General features: G+C 63.0%; 23 protein-coding genes and 2 pseudogenes. 14 read left to right on the top strand and 11 right to left on the bottom strand.

Features of this window, described 5'->3' with window-relative positions; genetic code table 11:
• The first annotated feature begins 176 nt into the window (after window positions 1–176).
• Window positions 177–344: a hypothetical protein gene (locus X757_RS1000000168500; RefSeq protein WP_023687680.1), complete on the top strand. Its 168-nt coding sequence runs from the start codon at window positions 177–179 to the stop codon at window positions 342–344.
• Between the two features lie 185 nt (window positions 345–529).
• Here the strand turns inward: X757_RS1000000168500 and X757_RS153435 are convergent, their stop codons facing one another.
• The 4 genes and pseudogenes from X757_RS153435 to ccmA form a co-directional block, all read right to left on the bottom strand.
• Complete coding sequence (locus X757_RS153435) at window positions 530–1,111, bottom strand: DsbE family thiol:disulfide interchange protein (RefSeq protein ID WP_023726030.1); 582 nt, start codon at window positions 1,109–1,111, stop codon at window positions 530–532.
• Window positions 1,108–1,299: a heme exporter protein CcmD gene (gene ccmD / locus X757_RS153440; RefSeq protein WP_023726029.1), complete on the bottom strand. Its 192-nt coding sequence runs from the start codon at window positions 1,297–1,299 to the stop codon at window positions 1,108–1,110. The genes X757_RS153435 and ccmD overlap by 4 nt, the downstream gene beginning before the upstream one ends.
• A gap of 122 nt (window positions 1,300–1,421) precedes the next feature.
• A pseudogene (ccmB, locus tag X757_RS1000000168895) lies at window positions 1,422–2,163 on the bottom strand (heme exporter protein CcmB).
• A 229-nt stretch (window positions 2,164–2,392) separates the two neighbouring features.
• Complete coding sequence (gene ccmA / locus X757_RS153445) at window positions 2,393–3,001, bottom strand: heme ABC exporter ATP-binding protein CcmA (RefSeq protein ID WP_023726028.1); 609 nt, start codon at window positions 2,999–3,001, stop codon at window positions 2,393–2,395.
• Window positions 3,002–3,286: 285 nt separating this feature from the next.
• Between ccmA and acnA the strand changes: the two genes are divergently transcribed.
• The 3 genes from acnA (at window position 3,287) to X757_RS153460 (ending at window position 8,133) form a co-directional block, all read left to right on the top strand.
• On the top strand, window positions 3,287–5,977 hold the full coding sequence (gene acnA, locus X757_RS153450; protein ID WP_023726027.1) for an aconitate hydratase AcnA: 2,691 nt from the start codon (window positions 3,287–3,289) through the stop codon (window positions 5,975–5,977).
• A gap of 406 nt (window positions 5,978–6,383) precedes the next feature.
• Window positions 6,384–7,163 (top strand): thioredoxin family protein, encoded by a 780-nt coding sequence (locus tag X757_RS153455; protein ID WP_023683845.1) that lies wholly within the window; start codon window positions 6,384–6,386, stop codon window positions 7,161–7,163.
• A gap of 583 nt (window positions 7,164–7,746) precedes the next feature.
• On the top strand, window positions 7,747–8,133 hold the full coding sequence (locus X757_RS153460) for a DUF2794 domain-containing protein (protein WP_023683844.1): 387 nt from the start codon (window positions 7,747–7,749) through the stop codon (window positions 8,131–8,133).
• Between the two features lie 110 nt (window positions 8,134–8,243).
• On the opposite strand, the gene X757_RS153465 is transcribed toward X757_RS153460, so the two are convergent.
• From X757_RS153465 to X757_RS153480, 4 genes are all read right to left on the bottom strand, one after another.
• Window positions 8,244–8,834, bottom strand: coding sequence for a GNAT family N-acetyltransferase (locus X757_RS153465; RefSeq protein WP_023726026.1), 591 nt, complete (start codon window positions 8,832–8,834; stop codon window positions 8,244–8,246).
• Between the two features lie 115 nt (window positions 8,835–8,949).
• Window positions 8,950–9,690 (bottom strand): Bax inhibitor-1/YccA family protein, encoded by a 741-nt coding sequence (locus X757_RS153470; protein WP_023671726.1) that lies wholly within the window; start codon window positions 9,688–9,690, stop codon window positions 8,950–8,952.
• Window positions 9,691–9,929: 239 nt separating this feature from the next.
• Entirely contained in the window at window positions 9,930–12,479 is a 2,550-nt protein-coding gene (locus X757_RS153475; protein WP_023726025.1) for an ABC transporter permease, read from the bottom strand.
• The gene (locus tag X757_RS153480; RefSeq protein WP_023726024.1) at window positions 12,479–13,180 is read right to left on the bottom strand and encodes an ABC transporter ATP-binding protein; all 702 of its coding nucleotides are present in this window, start codon (window positions 13,178–13,180) and stop codon (window positions 12,479–12,481) included. The genes X757_RS153475 and X757_RS153480 overlap by 1 nt, the downstream gene beginning before the upstream one ends.
• 86 nt (window positions 13,181–13,266) lie before the next feature.
• On the opposite strand from X757_RS153480, the gene X757_RS153485 reads away from it, so the two are divergent.
• Together X757_RS153485 and thpR are read left to right on the top strand one after the other, a co-directional pair.
• A complete protein-coding gene (locus X757_RS153485) occupies window positions 13,267–13,929 on the top strand; it encodes an arylesterase (RefSeq protein WP_373432831.1) in 663 nt (220 codons plus the stop codon).
• A 270-nt stretch (window positions 13,930–14,199) separates the two neighbouring features.
• Window positions 14,200–14,796, top strand: a complete 597-nt coding sequence (gene thpR, locus X757_RS153490) for an RNA 2',3'-cyclic phosphodiesterase (protein ID WP_023671722.1) — start codon at window positions 14,200–14,202, stop codon at window positions 14,794–14,796.
• On the opposite strand, the pseudogene X757_RS01000000164730 reads toward thpR, so the two are convergent.
• A pseudogene (locus tag X757_RS01000000164730) lies at window positions 14,700–15,226 on the bottom strand (low molecular weight protein-tyrosine-phosphatase). The gene thpR and the pseudogene X757_RS01000000164730 overlap by 97 nt on opposite strands.
• Window positions 15,227–15,330: 104 nt before the next feature.
• Here X757_RS01000000164730 and X757_RS153495 point away from each other — a divergent pair.
• From X757_RS153495 to X757_RS153515, 5 genes are all read left to right on the top strand, one after another.
• Entirely contained in the window at window positions 15,331–15,627 is a 297-nt protein-coding gene (locus X757_RS153495; protein ID WP_023671720.1) for a 4a-hydroxytetrahydrobiopterin dehydratase, read from the top strand.
• Window positions 15,628–15,746: 119 nt separating this feature from the next.
• Window positions 15,747–16,109: a YkvA family protein gene (locus tag X757_RS153500; protein ID WP_023671719.1), complete on the top strand. Its 363-nt coding sequence runs from the start codon at window positions 15,747–15,749 to the stop codon at window positions 16,107–16,109.
• 314 nt (window positions 16,110–16,423) lie between these two features.
• A complete protein-coding gene (locus tag X757_RS153505; protein WP_023671718.1) occupies window positions 16,424–16,927 on the top strand; it encodes an invasion associated locus B family protein in 504 nt (167 codons plus the stop codon).
• Window positions 16,928–17,037: 110 nt separating this feature from the next.
• Entirely contained in the window at window positions 17,038–18,270 is a 1,233-nt protein-coding gene (rlmN, locus tag X757_RS153510; RefSeq protein WP_023710246.1) for a 23S rRNA (adenine(2503)-C(2))-methyltransferase RlmN, read from the top strand.
• Entirely contained in the window at window positions 18,267–18,734 is a 468-nt protein-coding gene (locus X757_RS153515) for a hypothetical protein (RefSeq protein ID WP_023694539.1), read from the top strand. Before rlmN ends, X757_RS153515 begins: the two co-directional genes overlap by 4 nt.
• Here X757_RS153515 and X757_RS153520 read toward each other — a convergent pair.
• Entirely contained in the window at window positions 18,706–19,347 is a 642-nt protein-coding gene (locus tag X757_RS153520) for a LysE family translocator (RefSeq protein WP_023726021.1), read from the bottom strand. The two genes, X757_RS153515 and X757_RS153520, sit on opposite strands and share 29 nt — an antisense overlap.
• Before the next feature lie 189 nt (window positions 19,348–19,536).
• On the opposite strand from X757_RS153520, the gene X757_RS153525 reads away from it, so the two are divergent.
• The 3 genes from X757_RS153525 (at window position 19,537) to X757_RS153535 (ending at window position 21,826) form a co-directional block, all read left to right on the top strand.
• Entirely contained in the window at window positions 19,537–20,769 is a 1,233-nt protein-coding gene (locus tag X757_RS153525; protein ID WP_023726020.1) for an argininosuccinate synthase, read from the top strand.
• A gap of 140 nt (window positions 20,770–20,909) precedes the next feature.
• Complete coding sequence (locus X757_RS153530) at window positions 20,910–21,332, top strand: hypothetical protein (RefSeq protein ID WP_023710248.1); 423 nt, start codon at window positions 20,910–20,912, stop codon at window positions 21,330–21,332.
• 185 nt (window positions 21,333–21,517) lie between these two features.
• Window positions 21,518–21,826, top strand: coding sequence for a hypothetical protein (locus X757_RS153535; RefSeq protein ID WP_023726018.1), 309 nt, complete (start codon window positions 21,518–21,520; stop codon window positions 21,824–21,826).
• Between the two features lie 100 nt (window positions 21,827–21,926).
• Here X757_RS153535 and X757_RS153540 read toward each other — a convergent pair whose 3' ends face one another.
• Window positions 21,927–22,724, bottom strand: coding sequence for a lytic transglycosylase domain-containing protein (locus X757_RS153540; protein WP_023671711.1), 798 nt, complete (start codon window positions 22,722–22,724; stop codon window positions 21,927–21,929).
• Window positions 22,725–22,827 lie beyond the last annotated feature (103 nt).

Below are 22,827 nucleotides of genomic sequence, written 5' to 3'. Positions count from 1 at the left end.
CGCCAGCCTGTCCGGCCGTTTATGGTGCTGTAGCGCTATATTAACCCGCTATGCGCCCTGTGCAATGGTGCATTGCAACATCTTCTTTTTGCATCGCACCATTCCTATGTCATGTTGCGAACGACCAAGGGAGGAACAAATTCACCGCTGATATGCGGCACGAAAGGACCCTTGCTATGGCTTTTGACAACCTCTTCTCCCGCGCGCGCTCCTCGATGGCCAAGCGCCGCCACTACAACCGCCTCGTCGCGGAAATCGAAAACCTGACGAGCCGCGATCTGGCCGATCTGCGCGCCGACCGCTCGGAAATGCTCTACCAGGTCCACAGGCAGATCTACGGCTGAGCATTTCAGACCTCAGCGGGGCACCGCCCCTCACCCGGATTGCCAAACCGAATTGCATGAGCAATTCGGGCAATCCGACCTCTCCCCCCGGGGAGAGGAGCTAGCCTGTGCCGATGCTTCCCTCTTCTCCCCCACGGGGAGGAGGGGGCCGCGTAGCGGCCGGATGAGGGGGCATGGCGCCAACGTCAGCCCGGTGCCGCGAGCGCCTTTTCAATCTGCGGCAACAGAACATCCCTCGCCGACTCCCCTGTCAGCGGCCCGACATGCTTGTAGGCAATCTTGCCGTCCTTGCCGATGACGAAGGTTTCCGGCACGCCGTAGACGCCCCAGTCGATGGCCGTGCGGCCGGCCTCGTCGACACCTATCGCCTGGAACGGATTGCCGAGATCACCAAGGAACCGGCGCGCGTTTTGCGCTTGGTCCTTGTAGTTTAGCGCGGCCATGACGAAGCGCTTGTCCTGCGACAGCGCCAAGAGCACCGGATGCTCTTCCCGGCACGGCGCGCACCACGATGCAAACACGTTGACCAGCGTTACCTTGCCGGCGAAGGCTTTCGAATCCAGCCCGGGCAGGTTTGACCCTTCCAGCGCCGGCAGGTTGGTCTGCGGCGCCGGCAGGCCGATCAGCGCCGACGGCACTGCCGCCTCATCGCGTCCCGACAAAAGCTGCGACAGGAACAATCCGGCGAGGCCGAGAAAAACCAGCAGCGGCAACAGCACGATCAGGCGGCGGCGCGGCGACGCCGGCGTTTCGCTTTCCGTGCTCATGGCTTGCTGGCCCCAGTGCTGGCCCCAGTACCGGCTTTGTCCGAGCGACGCCGCACGCCGGCCGCTTCGAGGTCTGCCAGTTCGCGCTTGCAGGTCCGCTGGTCGAGCAGGATCCAGCCGATCAGCCCGGCCAGCACGATCACCGTGATGCCATAGGCGGCCGCGACATAGAGTGCGTGTGCACTCATGCGCTTCGCTCCCCTTCCACCGTCACTTCGTCGTGCTCGATCATGGCCTTCCCATAGCTTTGCGGCTTTCTTAGCTTTGCGGCTGGGGCTTCGCAATTGATCGTCGCGCCGCAGCGGTCATATCAATCCGTTCCATGCCGCAGCGCCAGTGCTGCCGCCACCGGACCCAGCACGGCAAGAAACAGCGTCAGCGCGGCAAGAATGAGGAAGGGCTGCAGGAACGGATCAGGGTCGGCCACCGCGCCGTAGCTCGCCGACACCCCGAAGATCAGCACCGGGATGGTCAGCGGCAACACCAGCACCGAGATCAGCAGCCCGCCGCGCGGCAGCGCCACCGCCACCGCCGCCCCGACCGCGCCGATGAAAGTGATGGCCGGCGTGCCGACCAGCAGCGTGAGCGCGGTGGCGCCGATGCTGAGCGGCTCCATGTTCATGAACAGGCCGAGCAGAGGTGCCGCAACCACCAGCGGCANGCGCGGTGGCGCCGATGCTGAGCGGCTCCATGTTCATGAACAGGCCGAGCAGAGGTGCCGCAACCACCAGCGGCAGAACGCTGCCCATCCAGTGCGCCAGGCACTTCACCAGCACCGTCAGCGCCAGCATGTGGCGGTCATTGCCCAGCACCAGAAGATCGAGCGAACCGTCTTCGCGATCGGCCTGAAACAGCCGGTCGAGGCCGAGCAGGCAGGCGAGCAGAGCGCCGATCCAAAGGATCGCCGGACCGATGCGGGCGAGCAGCTTCAGGTCCGGTCCGACACCGAAGGGGATGGTGGCGATGACGGCGAGGAAGAAGATGACGCCGGTGAGCGCCCCGCCCCCGGCACGGATTGAGAGACGGACGTCGCGCAGGAAGAGGGCTAGCATTGGCGAGCCGCGCCTGCGGTTTGATCGCCATCTTGCCGAAGGTGGCGTTCCTTCACACCCCCCTCTGTCCTCCCGGACATCTCCCCCGCAAGGGGGGAGATTGGCAGTTCCGTTGCTGACGCCTCTTTTTCAATGCCGGTGATTGGCGAAAGCCGGCATGACATCTGATCTCCCCCCCTGCGGGGGAGATGCCCGGTAGGACAGAGGGGGGTGGGCGGGAATGCCGACATCACCCTATTGCTCCCATCCTCAATTCCTTCGCCCCATCCAATCCCAGTGGCAAATGCGTCGCCGCGACAATAATCCCGCCCTCCGCGCAATGCCTCGTCATCAGCCCCGCAAACCGCGCCTCCGAGGCCTTGTCCAGCCCAGCCGTCGGCTCATCCAGCAGCCACAGCGGCTTATGACTGACCAGCAATTTCGCAATCGCCGCCCGCCGCCTTTGCCCGGTCGACAAATATCCGAAAGGCAGATGGCCGATGCCGCCGAGACCAACCGTCTCCAGCGCCTCCCCCACACCCGACTGCCCGTCGCCGTTGAAATCGTGCCAGAAGCGCAGATTCTCCGCCACGCTGAGCGCCGTCTTCATTGCATTGAGGTGGCCGAGATAGTGGACCGCCGAAGCGGTCGTCGGAAACGTCTCGCCGCCGCCCTCGATGCGCACATCGCCTTGTGCCTTCGGCAGCAGCCCGGCGATGACCCTGAGCAGCGTCGATTTGCCCGAGCCGTTCGGCCCGGTGACGACCAGCACCTGGCCCTTGTCGAGCGCAAAACCGATGCCGGAAAAGACCGTCTCGCCGCCGCGTTCGCCGCCCAGATTTTCGGCAATCAGCCGCATGCCTGCTCGTCCCGAAAACTTTACCGCGCGATAGCTGCCGCATCGCACAAATTTGCTCCGCAACTGTCTAGAACTATTCCAGAAAATTCTCTATATGCGGAACATCCGTGCCAGCGGTCGGCACGGGAACAGAATTTGCGCCGAACCAGCGCACGCGCCGCCTTGAACGGCTCGGGTTGGCTGGGAACGGACAGCGGAAATGGCCGTACCCGCACCTTTGCGCGTGATTGCATGCCCATCGGCGTCCGTTCCCTTTCAGGCTGAACAGACAAGGACGGACCGCACGTGTCAAAATCCCTCGACAGTTTCAATTGCCGCCGCACCCTCACCGTGGGTGGCGCGGACTATGTCTATTACAATCTGGTCGAGGCCGAGAAGAACGGCCTCACCGGCATTGCCCAGCTGCCTTATTCGATGAAGGTGCTGCTGGAAAACCTTTTGCGCAATGAAGACGGCCGCTCCGTCACCAAGGACTCTATCCAGGCTGTGGCCGGCTGGCTGACCGACAAGGGCACCGCCGGCGTCGAGATCGCCTATCGCCCCGCGCGTGTCCTGATGCAGGATTTCACCGGCGTCCCGGCGGTGGTCGACCTGGCCGCCATGCGCGACGGCCTCAAGGCGCTCGGCGGGGATCCGCAGAAGATCAATCCGCTGGTGCCGGTCGACCTCGTCATCGACCACTCCGTCATCGTCGACGAATTCGGCACGCCACTGGCCTTTGCCAGGAATGTCGAGCTCGAATATGAGCGCAACGAAGAGCGCTATAAATTCCTGAAATGGGGCCAGCAGGCGTTCCGCAATTTTCGCGTCGTGCCGCCCGGCACCGGCATCTGCCATCAGGTCAACCTCGAATATCTCGGTCAGGTCGTCTGGACCAACACGGAAGACGGCGAAACCACCGCTTATCCCGACACCTGCGTCGGCACCGATTCGCACACCACCATGATCAACGGCCTTGGCGTGCTCGGCTGGGGCGTCGGCGGCATCGAGGCCGAGGCGGCGATGCTCGGCCAGCCGGTTTCCATGCTGTTGCCCGAAGTCATCGGCTTCCGCCTCACCGGCAAACTGAGGGAAGGCATCACCGCCACTGACCTGGTGCTGACCGTCACCCAGATGCTGCGCAAGAAGGGCGTCGTCGGCAAGTTCGTCGAGTTCTTCGGCCCGGGCCTGTCCAACATGACGCTGGCCGACCGCGCCACCATCGGCAATATGGCGCCCGAGTATGGCGCCACCTGCGGCTTCTTCCCGGTCGACGGCGAGACCATCCGCTACCTCACAATGTCGGGCCGCGAGGAAAGCCGCATCGCCCTGGTCGAGGCCTATTCCAAGGCGCAAGGCATGTGGCGTGACGCCGGCTCGGCCGACCCTGTCTTCACTGACCTGCTCGAACTCGAGCTCGACAGCGTCGTGCCGTCGATGGCAGGTCCCAAGCGCCCCGAAGGCCGCGTTCCGCTCGAAGGCATTCCGGCCGGCTTCGCAAAGGCGATGGAAACCGAGTACAAGAAGGCTGCCGAAATCCACAAGCGCTATGCCGTCGAAGGCACCGACCATGATCTCGGTCATGGCGATGTCGTCATTGCCGCCATCACGTCCTGCACCAACACCTCCAACCCGAGCGTGCTGATCGGCGCCGGCCTTTTGGCGCGCAACGCCAACCGGCTCGGCCTCAAGCAGAAGCCGTGGGTGAAGACCTCGCTGGCGCCGGGCAGCCAGGTGGTCGCCGAATATCTGGAAAAGTCCGGCCTGCAGAAGGAGCTCGACCAGATCGGCTTCAACCTGGTTGGTTTCGGCTGCACCACCTGCATCGGCAATTCCGGCCCGCTGCCGGCGCCGATCTCCAAGACCATCAATGATAAGGGCCTGATCGCCGCCGCAGTGCTCTCCGGCAACCGCAACTTCGAAGGCCGTGTTTCACCTGACGTGCAGGCGAACTATCTGGCGTCGCCGCCGCTGGTGGTAGCCCATGCTTTGGCCGGCACCGTCACCAAGGACCTGACCACCGAGCCACTCGGCGAAGGCCGCGACGGCAAGCCGGTCTATCTCAGGGATATCTGGCCGAGTTCGGCCGAGATCCAGGAGTTCATCGAGAAGAACGTCACACGTGAGCTATTCGCCCGCAAATATGCCGACGTCTTCAAGGGCGACGAATACTGGCAGAACGTCAAGGCGCCGGAAGGCCAGACCTATGCCTGGGACGACAACTCGACCTATGTGCAGAACCCGCCCTATTTCGCCGGCATGACCTCCGGTTTCGGCAAGATCGGCGACATCAAGGGCGCGCGCGTGCTCGGCCTGTTCGGCGACAAGATCACCACCGATCACATCTCACCGGCGGGTTCGATCAAGGCCGCTTCCCCGGCCGGCAAATACCTCACCGACCATGGCGTCGGCGTTGCCGACTTCAACCAGTACGGCACAAGGCGCGGCAACCATGAGGTGATGATGCGCGGCACCTTCGCCAACATCCGCATCCGCAACCACATGCTGGGCGAGAACGGCCGCGAGGGCGGCTACACCATCCACTACCCGTCGAAGGAAGAGGAATCGATCTACGACGCGGCGATGAGATACAAAAAGGAAGGCGTGCCGCTGGTCATCTTCGCCGGCGTCGAATACGGCAACGGCTCCTCGCGCGACTGGGCAGCTAAAGGAACGAATCTCCTCGGTGTCCGTGCCGTCATCGCCCAGTCCTTCGAGCGCATCCATCGCTCCAACCTGGTCGGCATGGGCGTCATCCCCTTCGTCTTCGAGGAAGGCACCTCATGGGCCTCGCTCAACCTCAAGGGTGACGAGCTGGTCGAGATCGACGGCATAAGCACCATCAAGCCACGCCAGACGATGATCGCCAAGGTGACCTATGGCGACGGCACCGTGAAGAACGTGCCGATCATCTGCCGCATCGATACGCTGGACGAACTCGACTACTTCAAGAATGGCGGCATTTTGCAATACGTGCTGCGCGATCTGGCCGCGTAGCGGCCAGGGCTTAGGCAGTAGGGATTGGGCGGTAGCGGGGAACGACATCCCCTACTCCCTACTCCCTACTCCCTACTCCCTACTCCCTACTCCCTACTCCCTACTCCCTACTCCCTACTCCCTACTCCCTACTCCCAGTCTTTCCAAAGCATTGCCCGACCCGATCGAAGCCCCGCCCTGTCCGACAGGAGTAAAAACCGGCTGGGCTCAGCAAGATCTGCCCCACGCTCCTGATGCCATGCTCCCGATCGAACCGGGCGGTGAAGTGCTCCCCCTGTGATGGCCATACCCATGGTTGCGGCAGCAAAAATTTCACCGCAACGTGACTTCCCGTTGACTGTCGCTTCTGCCACAAATCTGGGCAACCAGAACAAGGCCGGCGTCACCGGCGGGAATCGGAACGATCATGGCACCTCGACACCCTCTCCGGCTTGCGGCTTTTGCGCTGGCCTTCTCGGCGCTTGCCGGGACCGGGTTCGCCGAGGAATCGGGAACGACCCAGACCGACAAACCGCAGATTGACAGGCCCTTGGGCGTGGTCGAGCTGTTCACCAGCCAGGGCTGCAATTCCTGCCCGCCGGCGGACGCTTTCTTTGCCGAGCTGGCGGCCAAGGACAACGTCGTCGCGCTCGCCTACCACGTCAATTACTGGGACTATCTCGGCTGGCAGGACACGCTGAGCAGCAAGGACAATACCGACCGGCAATATGACTATATGCGCGCCTTCGGCACCCGCTCCGTCTACACGCCGCAAGCCGTCATCAATGGTCGCAGCCATGTCAACGGCGCCAGCCGCAAGGAGGTCGACGGCGCGCTTGCCCGCATGGAGAAATCCGGTGAAGGCATGCGGGTCAGCGTCAAGGTCAGCCGCACCAGCGATCGCGTCATGATCGATGCCGGCGACGCCGGTAGCGGCCCCAGCGACGCCCATGTCGTCATCGTCTATTTCGAACCACCGCAGACGGTGACCATCGCCAAGGGCGAGAACACCGGCCGCAGCATGACCTACTGGAACGCCGTCACCGGCATCCAGACCGCCGGCATGTGGCACGGCAAGGCGCAGCGCTACGAATTGCCGATGACCGAGATCGCCAAGAAAGGCGGCTGCGCCGTGCTGCTGCAATCGGTCGGCAAGGACGGCCTGCCGGGGCCTATTCTGGGCGCGGCGTTTATTCACAAGCCTTAAGAGGCCCCCTCATCCGGCCGCTCTCGGCCACCTTCTCCCCGAGGGGAGAAGAGGCTGAATCAGCGCTGGCGCGAACTCCTCTCCGCTCGGGGGAGGTCGGATTGGCCCGAATTGCTGTTGCAATTCGGCTGGCAATCCGGGTGAGGGGATGCGCCCGCAAACTGGGCACCGCAGCCTCCAGCAAATTCTTCAAGCAGCCAAAAACAAAAAAACCGACGTCAGCTTGCTTCTGACGTCGGTCATTTAGGTTTTGGGATCGTCGCACCCGGTCTCTCCCTGAGGAAAGTCCGAGGTTGGTTCGATCCGACGCAGACCCGTGGGCGGGGGGCTTGGGGTTTACGAGCCGGTGCCGGACCGAACCGTCTCAGGCAACGCCGGTAAATTCGTCGGACATTGGGGCATGAGCGCGGATAAAAAATGGCGGAAATGTGGCGAGGCATCACCAATTCAAACACCGCGTTTTATAAAAGTGACTGGACGTTGCGAAAACAGCGCGGTCCCGGGATGGTTAGCCGGGCCTTGCAATTCCACGGCGAACACGCCAACTTCTGCAAGCGAGATTCATTTTCAAAGGGATCGCGGGATGACCGATCGCAGCGGTGGGACGGAGGATGGGGACGCATCCGCAATATTGATCCCGCTGCACGAGGCGCGACGCGAACGCCTCGACCAGCCGGTCCGTTTCGACCGGCGTGAACTCGACGAGATCCTGAGGCTGTACGGACGCATGGTCGCCGCCAACGAATGGCGCGACTATGCCATCGATCATCTGTCTGATCGGGCTGTGTTTTCAGTCTTCCGCCGGGCCAGCGAAGTGCCGCTGTTCCAGATCGTCAAGGATCCGAAACTGGCACGCCGGCAAGGCGCCTTCGCCGTCATCGCCGCCGGCGGCCGAATCCTCAAGCGCGGCCAGGAACTCGGTCGCGTGCTCAACGTCTTCGATGCTAAGCTGAAGATTGTCCAGGCCTAATTGAAAATTGGGGAATTGAAGAGCTGAAGAATTGAAAAAAGAGGAGGTAACGGTCGAAATACCGCCGGGTTTGTTCTCAGCTATTCAGATCCTCAATTCTTCAGTTCTCTTCAGTTCTCCTCAATTCCCCTCCTCAGGCTCTCACGAAACTTCCGCTCCGGCAGCGAATGCGGATCGGGCGGAACCGTTACGCCGCCATTCAGCGACAGCTGCATGAACACCGTGTCAAGCCAGCGCCCATGCTTGTAGCCGGAGCCTTCCAGGCGACCGGAATGGCGAAAGCCGAGCTTTTCATGCAGCCGCACCGAGGCGCTGTCTGCATGGCCGTCGCCGATCACAGCTATGATCTGGCGAAAGCCCGCCATACGGCAGGCTTCAATCAGCGCCTGCATCAGCAGCAGCCCGACGCCCTGGCCCTTCGCATCAGGCGCGACATAGACGGAATCCTCTACGATGAAGCGGTAGGCCGGGCGAGGCCGGAACGCGCCGCCATAGGCGTAGCCGAGCAGCGCGCCATCTCGTTCCGCCACCAGATAGGGAAAGCCCCCCGCCGTCAGGCTGTCGAAGCGCCCACCCATCTCAGTGCGGCTGGGCGGCTCCAGCTCATAGCTCGCGGTGCCATGCGTCACGGCATCGGCGTAGATCTCGGTGATTCGGCCGAGGTCGCCTTCCAAGGCCGCGCGGATGGAAATAGTGCTCATGATTTATGCAGACGATTCATCCCTCCATGACAGCAAAGGCCGGCACAAAAGAAAAGGGCGGCCGTTGGCCGCCCTCTTGATATCAGCTGGTCCAGTTGCCTGATGGGAAGACCGCCTAGCGGCGATCGCCCATGAACTGCAGCAGGAACATGAACAGGTTGATGAAGTCGAGATATAGCCTCAACGCGCCCATGATCGCCTTGCGGCCGGCAACGTCGGCCTGATCGCCTTCGTAGTACATTTCCTTGATGGTCTGCGTGTCGTAGGCGGTGAGGCCGGCGAAGATCAACACGCCGATCGCCGAGATGGCGAAGCCGAGCGCCGACGACTGGAGGAAGATGTTGATCAGCATGGCGATCACAAGGCCGACCACGCCCATGACCAGGAACGAGCCGAAGGCCGAAAGGTCACGCTTTGTCGTGTAGCCGTAGAGCGACAGCGCGCCGAAGGCGGCCGCCGTGGCAAAGAAGGTCTGGGTGATCGAGGCGCCGGTGTAGACCAGGAAGATGGTCGACAGCGACAGGCCGACCAGGCCCGAATAGACCCAGAAGGTGGTTTGCGCCGCGGCCACGCTCATCGACTGGATCCTGAACGACAGGAAGAAGACGGCGGCGAGCGGAGCCAGGATGACCACCCAGCGGAAGGCGCTGGCATAGATCAGCGTGCCGAAAGCGGTCAGCTGTCCGTCGCCGGTGACGGCGAGCTGGAAAGCGCCCCAGGCGGCGACGCCGGTGATGAGGAGGCCAAGCCCCATCAAATTGTAGACCTTGAGCATGTAAGTGCGCAGGCCTTGGTCGATGTCGGCGCGCGCGCCCGGCACGGCCGAAGTCTGGTAGTTGCGAATGGGCTCAGCCATTGGAATCCTCTGTTGCTTCTGCCCCGTACGGTGTCAGGCCCTTTCGGACCTGGGCGCCGCTGGCGGGGCTCCAGCCTGCCTGTGGCGAAATATGATGGTTCTTGACGTCAAGAACAAGACCGTAACGGGCTGCAACGCTTGGTGAATCTCCGGAAGCCGGTTTTCTTGGGCTTCCATGACTGCACATTACCAAGATTTAATCGGAAACGGCAGATTCGGCCAACCTTGCCGTTTGGGGCCTAGAGGTCGCGCAGCACCGGCGCCGCCTTGTGCCCGAGCACCCGCCAGGTGCCGGCAAGGCCGATGCCGACTGTGATCACCAGCGCAAACACCAAGGTCGCCACTGCCACCTCCGGCATGAAATGCGACGGCAACGTCATGATGCGGGCAACGATGTACCAGGCGGCGATGCCGCCGGCAGCCAACGCAAACACCGCGGTGGCCAGGCCGATCAGCATGTATTCCAGCGAAAACGCCGCGATCAGCGTGCGCCTCGTGGCGCCCAGCGTCTTCAGCACCACGGCATCGTGGATGCGGGCGCGATTTCCCGCGGCGAGCGCGCCGGCCAGCACCAGCACCGAAGCGATCAGCGCCACGCCGGCCGCCGCCCGGATCGCCGTGCCGAGCTGGCCGACCAGCCGGTTGACGACGTCGAGCGCGTCCTTGACCCGAACTGTCGTCACCGCCGGGAGGGCGCGGGTGACGGCGTTGAGCAGGCGGGCATCCTCTGCTGCCGTGGCATCCTTTTCGGTCAGCGTCGCCAGCCAGCCATGGGGCGCGCCTGCAAAAGTGTTGGGCGAGAACACCATGACGAAGTTGATGCCCATCGTCTCCCATTGCACCTCTCGGAAATTGGCGATCCTGGCCGCTACATTGCGTCCGAGCACATTGACGGTGACGGTATCGCCGAGCTTCAGGCCGAGCGCCTTGCCTTCATCGTTGGAGAACGAGACCAGCGGTTCGCCGCTGTAGTTCTCCGGCCACCAGCTGCCCTCGGTCAATGTCGCATTGGCCGGCTGTTTGGCGTCGTAGGTCAGGCCGCGATCGCCGCGCAGCACCCATGCGCCTTCCGATGGCACATTGGCCTTGTCGACACTAACGCCGTTCAGCGCCATCACCCGGCCGCGCAGCATCGGCACCTTGACCAGCGTTCCCTTCGGCGCCTCTTTGCCGATCAGTGTCGAGAAGGCATCGACCTCGCTATTCTGGATGTCGACGAAGAAGAAATTCGGCGCCCGTTCCGGCAGACTGCCGGAGATCTGCTGCCTGAGATTGCCGTCGATCAGCGCCAGCGTCACCAAAAGCGTCAGCCCGAGGCCCAGCGACAGCACGACGGACGGCGTCAGCGCGCCGGGCCGGTGGATGTTGCCGATGGCGAGCCTGAGCGCGACCGAGCGCACACGCGGGCTTTTGCGCGCCACCCACTGCACCAGCGCACCGACCAGGCGCAACACCAGAAAGGCAAAGACCGTCGCGCCGACGAAGATCAAGGCGATGCGCCGGTCGCCGGAAAACAGGATGGCCAAAGCCGCCAAAGCGAGCGCGATGCCGACCGCCGTGGCAAGATAGGGCAGGCGTGGAAAGCCTCGGCCCTCAAAACCCATTTCGCGAAACAGCGCGGTCGCCGGCACATCGCGGGCGCGGCCGAGCGGCAACAGCGCGAAGGCCAGCGTCACCAGCAGCCCGAACAGCGCGGCAAGAGCCAGCGCACCGGGATAGAAGCCGCCTTCAGCCGGCACCGGAATGACCGACTGGAGCGCAGCGCTGGCTGCAAACGGCATGGCGGCGCCGAGGATGAGGCCAAGCGCGATGCCGAGGCCGGCGATCATCAGGATTTGCACGAGATAGACGGTGAAGACGAAGCCGCCCGAGGCGCCAAGGCTCTTGAAGGTGGCGATGACGCCGCGCTTGCCGTCGAGATAGGCGCGCACCGCATTGGCAACGCCGACGCCGCCGACCACCAGCGCCGTCAGCCCGACCAGCGTCAGGAATTGCGAGAAGCGCTCGATGTTGGCCGACAGCGCCGGCGCCGCATTGGAACGCGTGCGGATCGACCAGCCGGCTTCAGGGAAATCGCTCGCCGCCCGATCCTGGATGGCTTTGAGATCGGCTTGGCTGGCGCCGGCCGGCAGCCGAACCTTGTAGGCATTCTCGACCAGGCTGCCCGGCTGGATCAACCCGGACGCGGCAAGCCCCGCGGTCGAGACCATCAGCCGCGGCGCGAAGCCGAAACCGTCCGACACCGCATCCGGTTCGCTCACCAGCCTGGCCCGCAATTCGAATGTCGCGCTGCCGACCTTCAGCCGGTCACCGATCTCCACATTCAGCCGGTCGAACAACAGGTCGGGCGCGGCGGCGCCAAAGACGCCTGATTTCTCGCCGAACAAATCCTTTCTGCCAAGCTGCGGCGCGGTCTCGATCGCGCCATAGAGCGGATAGGCGTCGTCGACGGCCTTGGCCTCGACCAGCGCCTGGTCGGAGCCGTCTTCCAGCCGCGCCATCGAGCGCATATTGGCGCTGTGCGACACAGTGCCGAGGCGGTCGAGGAAGGTGCTTTCGGCTGGCGTCGCATCGCGCTGGTTGAGCTGGAAGCGCAAGTCGCCGCCAAGCAGCGTCTGGCCCTGGTCGGCAACGCCTGCGGTGATCGCCTGCGCCACCGAATTGACCCCGCCGATTGCAGCGACGCCGAGCGCGATGCAGGCAAGGAAGATCATGAAGCCGGACAGTCCGCCGCGCATCTCGCGCAGCGAAAAGCGGAACGCGAGCTTCAGCGTCTGCGACAGTGGCATCAGGCCGGCACCTTGACCTGCGCTACCGGCGCATCCTCGATGCGGCCGGAGCGCATCGACACCTGGCGCGAGCAGCGCGCCGCAAGGGCCGGATCGTGCGTGACCAGCACCAAGGTCATGCCGCGCTCGGCCGCCTTGGCGAACAAAAGGTCGGCGACCTGCCGCCCCGTCGCCTGGTCGAGATTGCCGGTCGGCTCGTCGGCAATCAGAATGCGCGGCGACGGCGCCAGCGCGCGGGCGATCGCCACGCGCTGCTGTTCGCCGCCGGAGAGTTCGCCGGGATAGTGGGTGACGCGGTCGCTCAGGCCGACGGCCGCCAACTCCTGCGCGGCGACGCCGAACGGATCGGCATGGCCGGCCAGTTCCAGCGGCACCGCGACATTTTCGAGCGCCGTCATGTTGGGAATGAGATGGAAGGACTGGAAGACGATGCCAATGTTTCGGCCCCGAAACGAGGCGAGCTGGTCCTCGCTTTTGCCGTTCAGCAATTCGCCGGCGATCCGCACCGTCCCCGAATCGACCCGCTCAAGCCCGGCCAGCACCATCAGCAAGGTCGACTTGCCTGAACCCGAAGGGCCGACAATGCCGGTCGCCTCGCCGCGCGTCACGTCAAGGCTGACGCCTTTCAGCACATGCACGGACGAAGCCCCTTGGCCCAGGGTCAGGGATATGTCTTTCAGCGCGATGACGGCTTCTGTCACAATTAAAGCGTCCTATATCAGGATGAAGGCTCTGCTTGCCGGAAGCCGTCGCCGGAAGAATTCCTCGGGTATATGGGGCCTGCCACATGTCTTTCAAACGCAAGATATCTTTCAAACGCTTGAATGCCGCAGGGCTCGTCCTTTTCGTCACCCTTTGCGGCGCCATTTCGTCTGTGCGCGCCGAGACGTTCACCATCGTCGGCTTCGGCGACAGCCTGATGGCCGGTTTCGGCCTCGGGCCTGGCGATGGCTTTACCGACAAATTGCAGGCTGCGCTGCGCGCCAATGGCCATGACGTCACCGTCGCCAACGCCGGCGTTTCAGGCGACACCTCGAGCGGCGGCTTGGCGCGGCTTGACTGGTCGGTGCCGGATGGGACAAGGCTGGTTATCCTCGAACTCGGCGCCAACGACATGCTGCGCGGCGTCTCGCCCAGCATTACGGAAAAGAACCTGGACGACATGCTGGCGAAGCTGAAAGCGCGCAAGATCGCGGTGCTTTTGGCCGGCATGCGCGCCGCTCCCAATCTCGGCGCCGACTACCAGAACGCCTTCGATGCGATCTATCCAAAGCTTGCCGCGAAATACGATGTGCCGCTCTATCCGTTTTTTCTCGATGGCGTCGCCGGGCAGTCCGGCCTGCAGTTGGAGGATGGCCTGCATCCCAATCCGAAGGGCGTCGCAGCGATGGTCGAGCGCATCCTGCCCGCCGTGGAGAAGGCGATTGCGGCAGTTCAGGGTGGCGGTTGAACGCCGGCGTGACGAGAATAACACGCGGCGATCATTTTGACCGGTGTGGCCAAAAAGGACATATAGCCTCCAAAAGGAGGGTCATATGGCCATTATCATCAAGAGAGAGGACGCTGTTCGCCTCGCGCGAACCTTGAAACAAAAGACCGGGCTGCAGAGGGCCCGGGTCGCCTGTTCGTAAAAATGCCTGCAACCAACAAACCACTTGCCCCGTTTGACTATCGATGATTCGCTAGGGGCACAGTTCGATTCGAGGAAGGGAGGCTCACCATGCCGCGTCTTTTCACCGCCCTCGAAATACCGCGTGACGCCGCTCTTTCGCTGTCCCTGCTCAGGGGCGGCCTGCCCGGAGCCCGCTGGATCGATGTCGAAAACTACCATCTGACGCTGCGCTTCATCGGCGACGTCGAAGGCCATATCGCCGACGAAATCGCCAACGCACTCGACCGGGTGCACCGCCCATCCTTCTCGCTCACCCTGTCCGGAGTTGGCGCTTTCGGCCAGAAGAAGCCGCACGCCGTCTGGGCCGGCGTCTTCGCCTCGCCCGACCTTTCGGCGCTGCAGAGCGAAATCGACCGCATCTGCCAGCGGCTCGGCCTGCCCGCCGACCCGCGCAAGTTCACCCCGCATGTTACGCTGGCACGCTTGCGCAATTCGAGCCCGCTCGACGTCGCCCAGTACCTGTCGGCGCGCGGCAATTTTGCGACGCTACCGTTTCGCGTCGGCCGCTTCGTGCTGATGTCGTCGCGCGATTCGGTCGGCGGCGGTCCCTACATTGTCGAGGAGGCGTGGCCGCTCTCCGGCGTCGACGCCCGCGCCACCAATCTCGTCGCCAGCGCCTCCGACGCTTCGCGGATCATGCGGTAGACCGAAGCGAACGCTTCGGCCCCGTCATAATAGGGATCCGGCACGTCGCGGGTTTTGCCCTGCGCAAACTCTGCCAAGAGATGAATACGTTCGCGCGCACCGGCCGGCGCCAACGCCTTGAGGTCGCGGACATTCTGCCGATCCATGCCGAGGATCAGGTCGAAGCGCGAAAATCCCCCGGCCCGACCTTGCGTGCCCGCTGCCCTGATATGTCGATGCCGTGGCGGGCCGCAATCGCGATCGAGCGCGGGTCGGGCGCTTCGCCGAGGTTCCAGCCGCCGGTCGCCGCAGAGTCCAGCACAATATCGTCCAGCACCATGTCGCGGCCGCGCTCCGCCAGCACGGCGCGAAACACGCCTTCGGCCAGGGGTGAACGGCAGATGTTGCCGAGGCAGACGAAGAGTATGGAATTTATCGGCTTTACGCTCATTCGATATGCGCCGTTCGTGCATTTGGAAGCCCAAAACGCAAAGGACTTTTGGGCGACTTGCATTATGGTGAGGGTCGATATCTGGGATAGCACGGGAAATCATCATGACGAGAGAGAAACTCAGCAAGGACGCCATCGCCGCCGCACTGGCCGAACTGGCCGGCTGGTCGCAGGCAGCCGATGGCGCCTCCATCAAGCGCAGCTTCGACTTCAAGAATTTTTCCGAAGCCTTCGCCTTCATGACCCGCGTCGCGCTGGCCGCCGAGAAGATGGACCATCATCCCGACTGGTCGAACGTCTACAAGACTGTCGACGTGACGCTCAACACCCATGATGCCGGTGGTGTCACTGCGCTCGACATCGCGCTGGCCAAGAAGATGAATGGGTATGCTGGCGGCTGAACGCTGGGGCGGCAACGCCAAATCGGCGCCATCCTCTTGCAGTGGACCGGGACTTTCACCACATTTTCCGTGGCGGCCGCGCGCAACGCGTAGCGCGACGGCCGGCAAGGAGAGGATTGATGGCGCAGCAGCCCGGTTTTGATTTCTTCGGCTTCGGCAGCAAGCTCGGCGACGAGAGTGAAGTGCGCGCCAAATTCTGGCGCACGGCCAAGAAGGCCGCCCGGCAGATTCCGTTCATGGAAGAGGTCGTCGCCGGCTATTATTGCGCGCTCGACAGGAAGACGCCTTTGCGTGCCAAGGGCATATTGCTGGCAGCGCTTGGCTATTTCGTGCTGCCGGTCGACGTCATACCCGATTTCGTCTTCGGCCTCGGCTTCACCGACGACATCGCCGTGCTGACCGCCGCGATCTCCACGGTAAGCGCCCATATCACCCCTGCGCACCGCAAGGCCGCCAAGGAGGCGATCGCCGACAAGAGCTGAATCGGCGTCGCGTTGGCAACTTGGTTCAGAAGAAATCCTCCGCTCAAACAGGACGATAGCGGCTGGGCTTCGGGTTCCGCTGCGGCCGTTGGAAAAGTCAAACTCTTGCCGCTTTCGTGGCCTCCAAGTCGCCGCAGGGACATTGCGAAAGCCGTTTTTTCAAGAAGCGGCGCGGAAATGGCGGTGGTTTCCATGGGTGAATGTCCTTTTCCGAGGGAAATTCACCGTTTGGTAACCCAGATTAAATCAAAATGAAGCGACGGGCAGGACGCCAAGCCGGCCTGCCCCGCACCATTTGGAATACGGGAAAAGCGATGCGCGGATTGATTGCACTAGTCTCGAGCCTGGTCCTGGTGGCTTTTGCCGCGCCGGCGCTGGCGCAGCAGGCGACCAAGATCGGCCAGCACAATGCCTGGGGCACCTACAGCTACCAGGCGCAGGGCGGCAAGGTCTGCTATGTGCTCACCGTGCCGACCGACAAGCAGCCGCCGACGCTCGATCACGGCGACATGTTCTTCTTCGTCAGCCAGCGGCCGGGCCAGCAAGTGTCCTACGAGCCGCAATTCATCGCCGGCTACACATTCCAGGAAGGCTCCAAGGCCACCGTCACCATCGACAAGAAGACGTTCTCGATGTTCACCCGCGGCAAGTCGGCCTGGGTCGAGAACGCCGCCGAAGAGCCGGTGCTGATCGCCGCCATGAAGACCGGCACCGACATGAAGGTCTCGGCGAAGTCTGGCCGCGGCAATCCGACGACCTATGTGTTTTCGCTGAAAGGCATCTCGGCCGCGCTGACGTCGATCGCCAAGTGCAAGTAGGCTAGCGCGGTTCCCGCCGCATGACTCTCGCCGCAACCTGTGCTATGCGCCGCGCTTCTTTTCGGCACGATGGATGAAATCGGCCGCAATTCGCTTATATTGGCGCTGATATGACCCTTTCCTTCGATCTCACCACTGAGGGCGCACGCGACGCGTTGCGCGCTCGCGCCACGCCCGAGAAGCCGTCGCTGATCGGCCTGACCCGGGCCGAGCTCGGTGAAGCCCTTGTCAGTGCCGGCATCGTGCCCGAGCGCCAGGCGAAAATGCGCGCCCAGCAGCTCTGGCACTGGATGTATGTGCGCGGCGTCTCCGATTTTGCCGGCATGTTCAACATCTCCAAGGATCTGCGCGCCGAACTCGACAAGCATTTTACCGTCGCCCGGCCCGAAATCGTCGAGGAGCAGATTTCCTCCGACGGCACGCGCAAGTGGCTGTTCCGCTTTCCGCCGCGCGGTGCCGGCCGTCCCGTCGAGATCGAGACCGTCTACATCCCCGAAGAAGGCCGCGGCACGCTCTGCATCTCCTCGCAGGTCGGCTGCACGCTGACCTGTTCGTTCTGCCACACCGGCACGCAGAAGCTGGTGCGCAATTTGACGGCGGAAGAGATCCTGGCGCAATTGCTCACCGCCCGCGACCGGCTCGGCGATTTCCCCGACCGCGACACACCCGACGGCGCCATCGTCCCTGCCGAGGGCAGAAAAGTCTCCAACGTCGTCATGATGGGCATGGGCGAGCCGCTCTACAATTTCGAGGCGGTGAAGAAGGCGCTGCTGATTGCCTCCGACGGCGACGGACTGTCGCTGTCGAAGCGCCGCATTACGCTCTCGACCTCCGGCGTGGTGCCCGAGATCTTCCGCACCGGCGAGGAGATAGGGGTCATGCTGGCGATCTCGCTGCACGCCACCAATGACGATCTGCGCGACCTGCTTGTGCCGATCAACAAGAAGTATCCGCTGAAGGAACTGATCGAGGCCTGCCGCGCCTATCCCGGCCTGTCCAACGCCAAGCGCATCACCTTCGAATATGTGATGCTGAAGGACGTCAACGATTCCATCGAGGACGCCAAGGGGCTGATCAAGCTGCTCAAAGGCATTCCGGCCAAGATCAATCTGATCCCGTTCAACCCGTGGCCGGGCACCAACTATCAGTGCTCGGACTGGGAGACGATCGAGAAGTTTGCCGACTACATCAACAATGCCGGCTATGCCTCGCCGATCCGCACGCCGCGCGGCCGCGACATCCTGGCCGCCTGCGGGCAGCTCAAATCCGACTCCGAACGCATGCGCAAGGTCGACCGCCTGGCGCTGGAAGCCATGATGATTGCGGGGCATGGCGAGGCGTGAGCCGCCTCTTCGCCTATATCCTCCGTTTCGCTGTCATCCTGTTCGGCTATGTCGTCGCCTCATTGGCGGCGAGCGCCTTTCTCAACGTGCTGTTCCTGGCTTCCGTCGGTTATATGCCGGACGATGCGCACCCAGCGGCGGCCGCGGCGCTGTATTTTTCGATCCCGTTCGTGGCGCTGTTTGTCGCCTATTTCGCTTTCATACCGGCGGTGGTCGCAATCCTGATCTCCGAGGTCCTCAGCCGCCGCGACTGGCTGTTCTATGCACTCGCGGGCGGCTTGGTGGCCGCGGCCTTCCTCGGCTTCGTCCACCAGAACGTGGATTTCGACGTCACCGAACCGCGCGCCATCGCCGCGGTGATCGGCTGCGGCATGGTCGGCGGCATCTTCTACTGGCTAAGCGCCGGCCGCTGGGCCGGAAGCTGGTGGCAGGCCGCTACTTCGCCTGAGCGGTCAGGATCTTGAGCGCGAAGGCCGAAAACACACCGGCAAAGAGATAGTCGACGACCCGCGTTACGCGCGGGCTGGCCTTCATCGCCGCCGAAAACCTTTCCGCGGCAAACACCATCGGCGCCGTCACAGGGATCGACAGCACGATGAACATGAGGCCGAGGGAGAACAGTTTTCCCGGCGCGTTCGGATCGTGAGCCGAGACGAACTGCGGCAGAAACGTCATGAAGAACAGGATGATCTTCGGGTTGAGCAAATTGACGCCGAGTCCGGCGGCCCAGCTGCGGAACAGCGAAATCTGCGGGCCATTCTTCTTCTGCGGTGAAAACGCCGAGCCCTTGGTCATCGCCTGCCAGGCCAGGAACACCAGATAGACGGCGCCGAAGATTTTCAGCACCAGGAAGGCCATTGGCGAGGCGACGATCAGCGCCGAGATGCCGACCGCCACCAAAGTTGTGTGGATCAGCGTGCCGCACAGCGCCCCGGCCAGCGAGGCAAAGCCGGCGGCGCGGCCCTGGCTCAGCGTGCGCGAGACGAAAAGCGTCATATCAGGCCCCGGCGTGATCGCCAGGATCATGGTGGCGATGGCGAACTGGATCAGCGTCGTGGTGTCGGGAATGAAGGACATCGGCGGCCCCTGGCGAATGATCGTCGGTCTATAACGCAGCCTCCCCGCTCACGCCAGCAACTGACTGGCGTGGGCATCTGGTCCAGCGGCTGCGGCGGCCGGCGCCCGTTCATCCCTTGCGCTGGCCGGAAATGCCGTGATACCTCGCCCGCGAAACTCACGCGCGGAACCGCCAAAATGTCCCCAGCAATGCCCAAGACAAAAGACGTCAAGAAGGTCGTGCTCGCCTATTCCGGCGGTCTCGACACCTCCATCATCCTGAAATGGCTGCAGACCGAGCTCGGCGCCGAAGTCGTCACCTTCACCGCCGATCTCGGCCAGGGTGGCGAGCTGGAGCCGGCGCGCCAGAAGGCTGAGATGATGGGCATCAAGGATATCCGCGTCGTCGATGTGCGCGAGGAATTCGTCTCGGATTTCGTCTTCCCGATGTTTCGCGCCAACGCCGTCTATGAAGGCACCTACCTGCTCGGCACCTCGATCGCCCGCCCGCTGATTTCCAAGCACCTGGTCGAGATCGCCCAGGAGGTCGGCGCCGATGCCATTGCGCACGGCGCCACCGGCAAGGGCAACGACCAAGTGCGTTTCGAGCTGTCGGCCTATGCGCTGAATCCCGACATCAAGGTCATCGCGCCGTGGCGCGACTGGTCGTTCAAGTCGCGCACCGACCTGATCAACTTCGCCGAGCAGCACCAGATCCCGGTGGCCAAGGACAAGCGGGGGGAGGCGCCGTTCTCGGTCGACGCCAACCTTCTGCACTCCTCTTCCGAGGGCAAGGTGCTGGAAGACCCGTGGAGCGAGCCGCCGGAATTCGTCCATCAGCGCACCGTCTCGCCGATGGAGGCGCCGGACAAGGTCACCGAGATCGAGATCGAATTTTTGAAGGGCGATCCGATTGCACTGAACGGCAAGAAGCTGTCGCCGGCCGCCATGCTGACGGCGCTTAACGATCTTGGCCGCGACAATGGCATCGGCCGGTTAGACCTGGTCGAGAACCGCTTCGTCGGCATGAAATCGCGCGGCGTCTACGAGACCCCCGGCGGCACCATCCTGATCGTCGCCCGCCGCGCCATCGAATCGATCACGCTCGACCGCGGCGCCGGCCACCTCAAGGACGAGTTCATGCCGCGCTACGCCGAGCTGATCTACAACGGCTTCTGGTTCTCGCCCGAGCGGCTGATGCTCCAGGCGATGATCGACAAGAGCCAGGAAGACGTCGAAGGCACGGTGCGCCTGAAACTCTACAAGGGCAATGTCATGGTCACCGGCCGCAAATCCAAGAAGACGCTCTATTCCGACGCGCTGGTCACCTTCGAGGATGACCGCGGCGCCTACGACCAGAAGGACGCCGCCGGCTTCATCCGCCTCAATGCGCTGCGGCTGAGGACGCTGGCGGCAAGGAGCCGCAAGGGTGAACCAAACTAGTGTTCCAGGAAAACCCGGCGGTCACGCAAGGTTTTTATTTGGTACCTCTAATATAAGAGACCAAGCTGGCTGACATGGTTTCCGTTTGACCTTTTAAAAGCCTCATCTAAATTCCTTCTCGGGACGGAGGGATTCTGATCGTGAAAAACGCCATTTTTCTCATGCTTGCGGCGGCCATCGTCTTTACCGGATGCCAGTCCTCGCAGGCGGCCGCAAAACGCGAGCAGGACGGGTGCATCTCCGCCGTCCATCTATGGAGCATCACGTTCAAGCACGAAATCGCCTCTTTCATGGGCGTCTCGCAGGAGCGCATGCCGGCCCTGTTCTGCCAGCGCATCACCGAAGGAGTACGCAGCGGGCGGATCAGCTACTCCGATTTGAACAGAGTGCAGCTAGACCTGCCGACCGAGATATGGCTGGTCATCAAGGGCAAGTCAAAGGCGGCTGCCAGGGCCGCGCCGGTGCTGCGCAACTCCAAATTCCGGAGCTGCAAAGGTACTGAAGGCGCCTTCGAGGTTCCTATTTCCCAGAAGTGCCCGTTGAGCGGCTACGCACATTATTGAGAGCCCAGGCGCTCAGCCGGCATTTGCGCCAACGATCGAGCAATTCGAGAAAGAGCATGCCCGACTTTGTCCGTAACTGCGTAAAAACAAAGAAATAGAGCGGCGGCAAAGAACTCAGTGCTTTTCCTGCTTGATCTTTTCGGGCCCTTATCTAGCCTCCTCACAATCGATGGGGGCAGCTGACAATGAAGCCGTGGTTTGTGGCCCTGCCTGCAATGGTCGTCATGCTGGCCGGTTGCCAGACTGGGCAGGAGCAAGTGAGTCAGGATCCCGAGGCGGCATTCGATCGCTGCGTCAGCAAGGTGGCCATATCGAATATATCGGCCAAACACGAGATCGCCGCTTTTATGGACGTTTCCCTGGAGCGCATGCCGCCACTGCTGTGCCGCCGCCTTGTCGATGCCATGAAGACCGGCCGGCTGACCTTCTCCGACATAAACCGCCTCCAGTTCGACCAGTCCACGGACATCTGGAAGGTCATAAAAGGCGGGTAGCCGCTTGGCTGCTGAACGGTTTGACCGCCAAAAGCTCCAGTCCTTGCAGAAAAGCCCGGCGCATGGCCGGGCTTTCCGTTCTTCGATCTGGATATTTCTGTCAGCCGCCGTCGATCGCGTCGGCGATCTGGGCGATGGCCTGCTGGTAGACGCTGGCGGAATTCCAGCCGGCGATGGCCCCCATATTCGCACTCGCGCTCGCACCCGCCCGCCAGCCATGAGCCTTGAGGAAGTTGGCCGTCGAAGCCAAGGCCGTCGCCTTGTCGCGCAGATTTCCGTTGCCGACGCCATACTTCAGGACATTGCCGGGCAGGAACTGCGTATGGCCGATCTCGCCATGCGCAGCGCCGACCGACGAGGCGCTCAGCGCGCCGCGATCGACCAGCTTCAGCGCCGCAATGGCGTGCGGGTAAAAGAACCCCGGGCGACGGCAATCATAGGCAAGCGTCAGAATGGCGGAGACCGTGTTCTGGTTGCCCAGGGAGGCTCCGAAGCCGGTTTCCATGCCCCAGATGGCCAGCAACACGCCCGGCGACACCCCGTAATTGCTCTCGATCCTGTCGAACATCGCCGCATTCGACTTCTTCAGCGCACGGCCCCTGGAAATGATCGCAGCTCCGCCACGGCGCTTCATGAAGGCGTCCACCGAACCGCTGAACGCCTTGTGGATGGCGCGGTCGACGGAGATTGTCTTTGTCGCGTAGCTGGCACCGGCCAGAGCAGCCAGACCCTTCCCACCAACACCTTCGGACCTGGCCTGCGCGGCAAAGTCCTGCTTCCACGCTTCGAAGCCCGCGCCGGTCTTGCCGCAGCTGGCCGCCGCCTGCGCGCCCGTCGCCAGCGCAAGTACCGCGACCACCGCGGCAGCAATAATCTTTCCCTTGGCAAGCAATGCCATGCTTTTTCTCCTGATTGCCTGAATCACGTCCCGGTTGCGAACTTGCCAGCGAAACGCGCCATTGTCACCGTACCCCCGGCGCTACCCTGGCCAATGCAGCGGA

It is taken from the genome of Mesorhizobium sp. LSHC412B00, assembly GCF_000503035.1.
Lineage (GTDB): Bacteria > Pseudomonadota > Alphaproteobacteria > Rhizobiales > Rhizobiaceae > Mesorhizobium.
The sequence above is the reverse complement of the archived record's forward strand: the minus strand, read 5'-3'. Positions and strand labels throughout refer to the sequence as shown.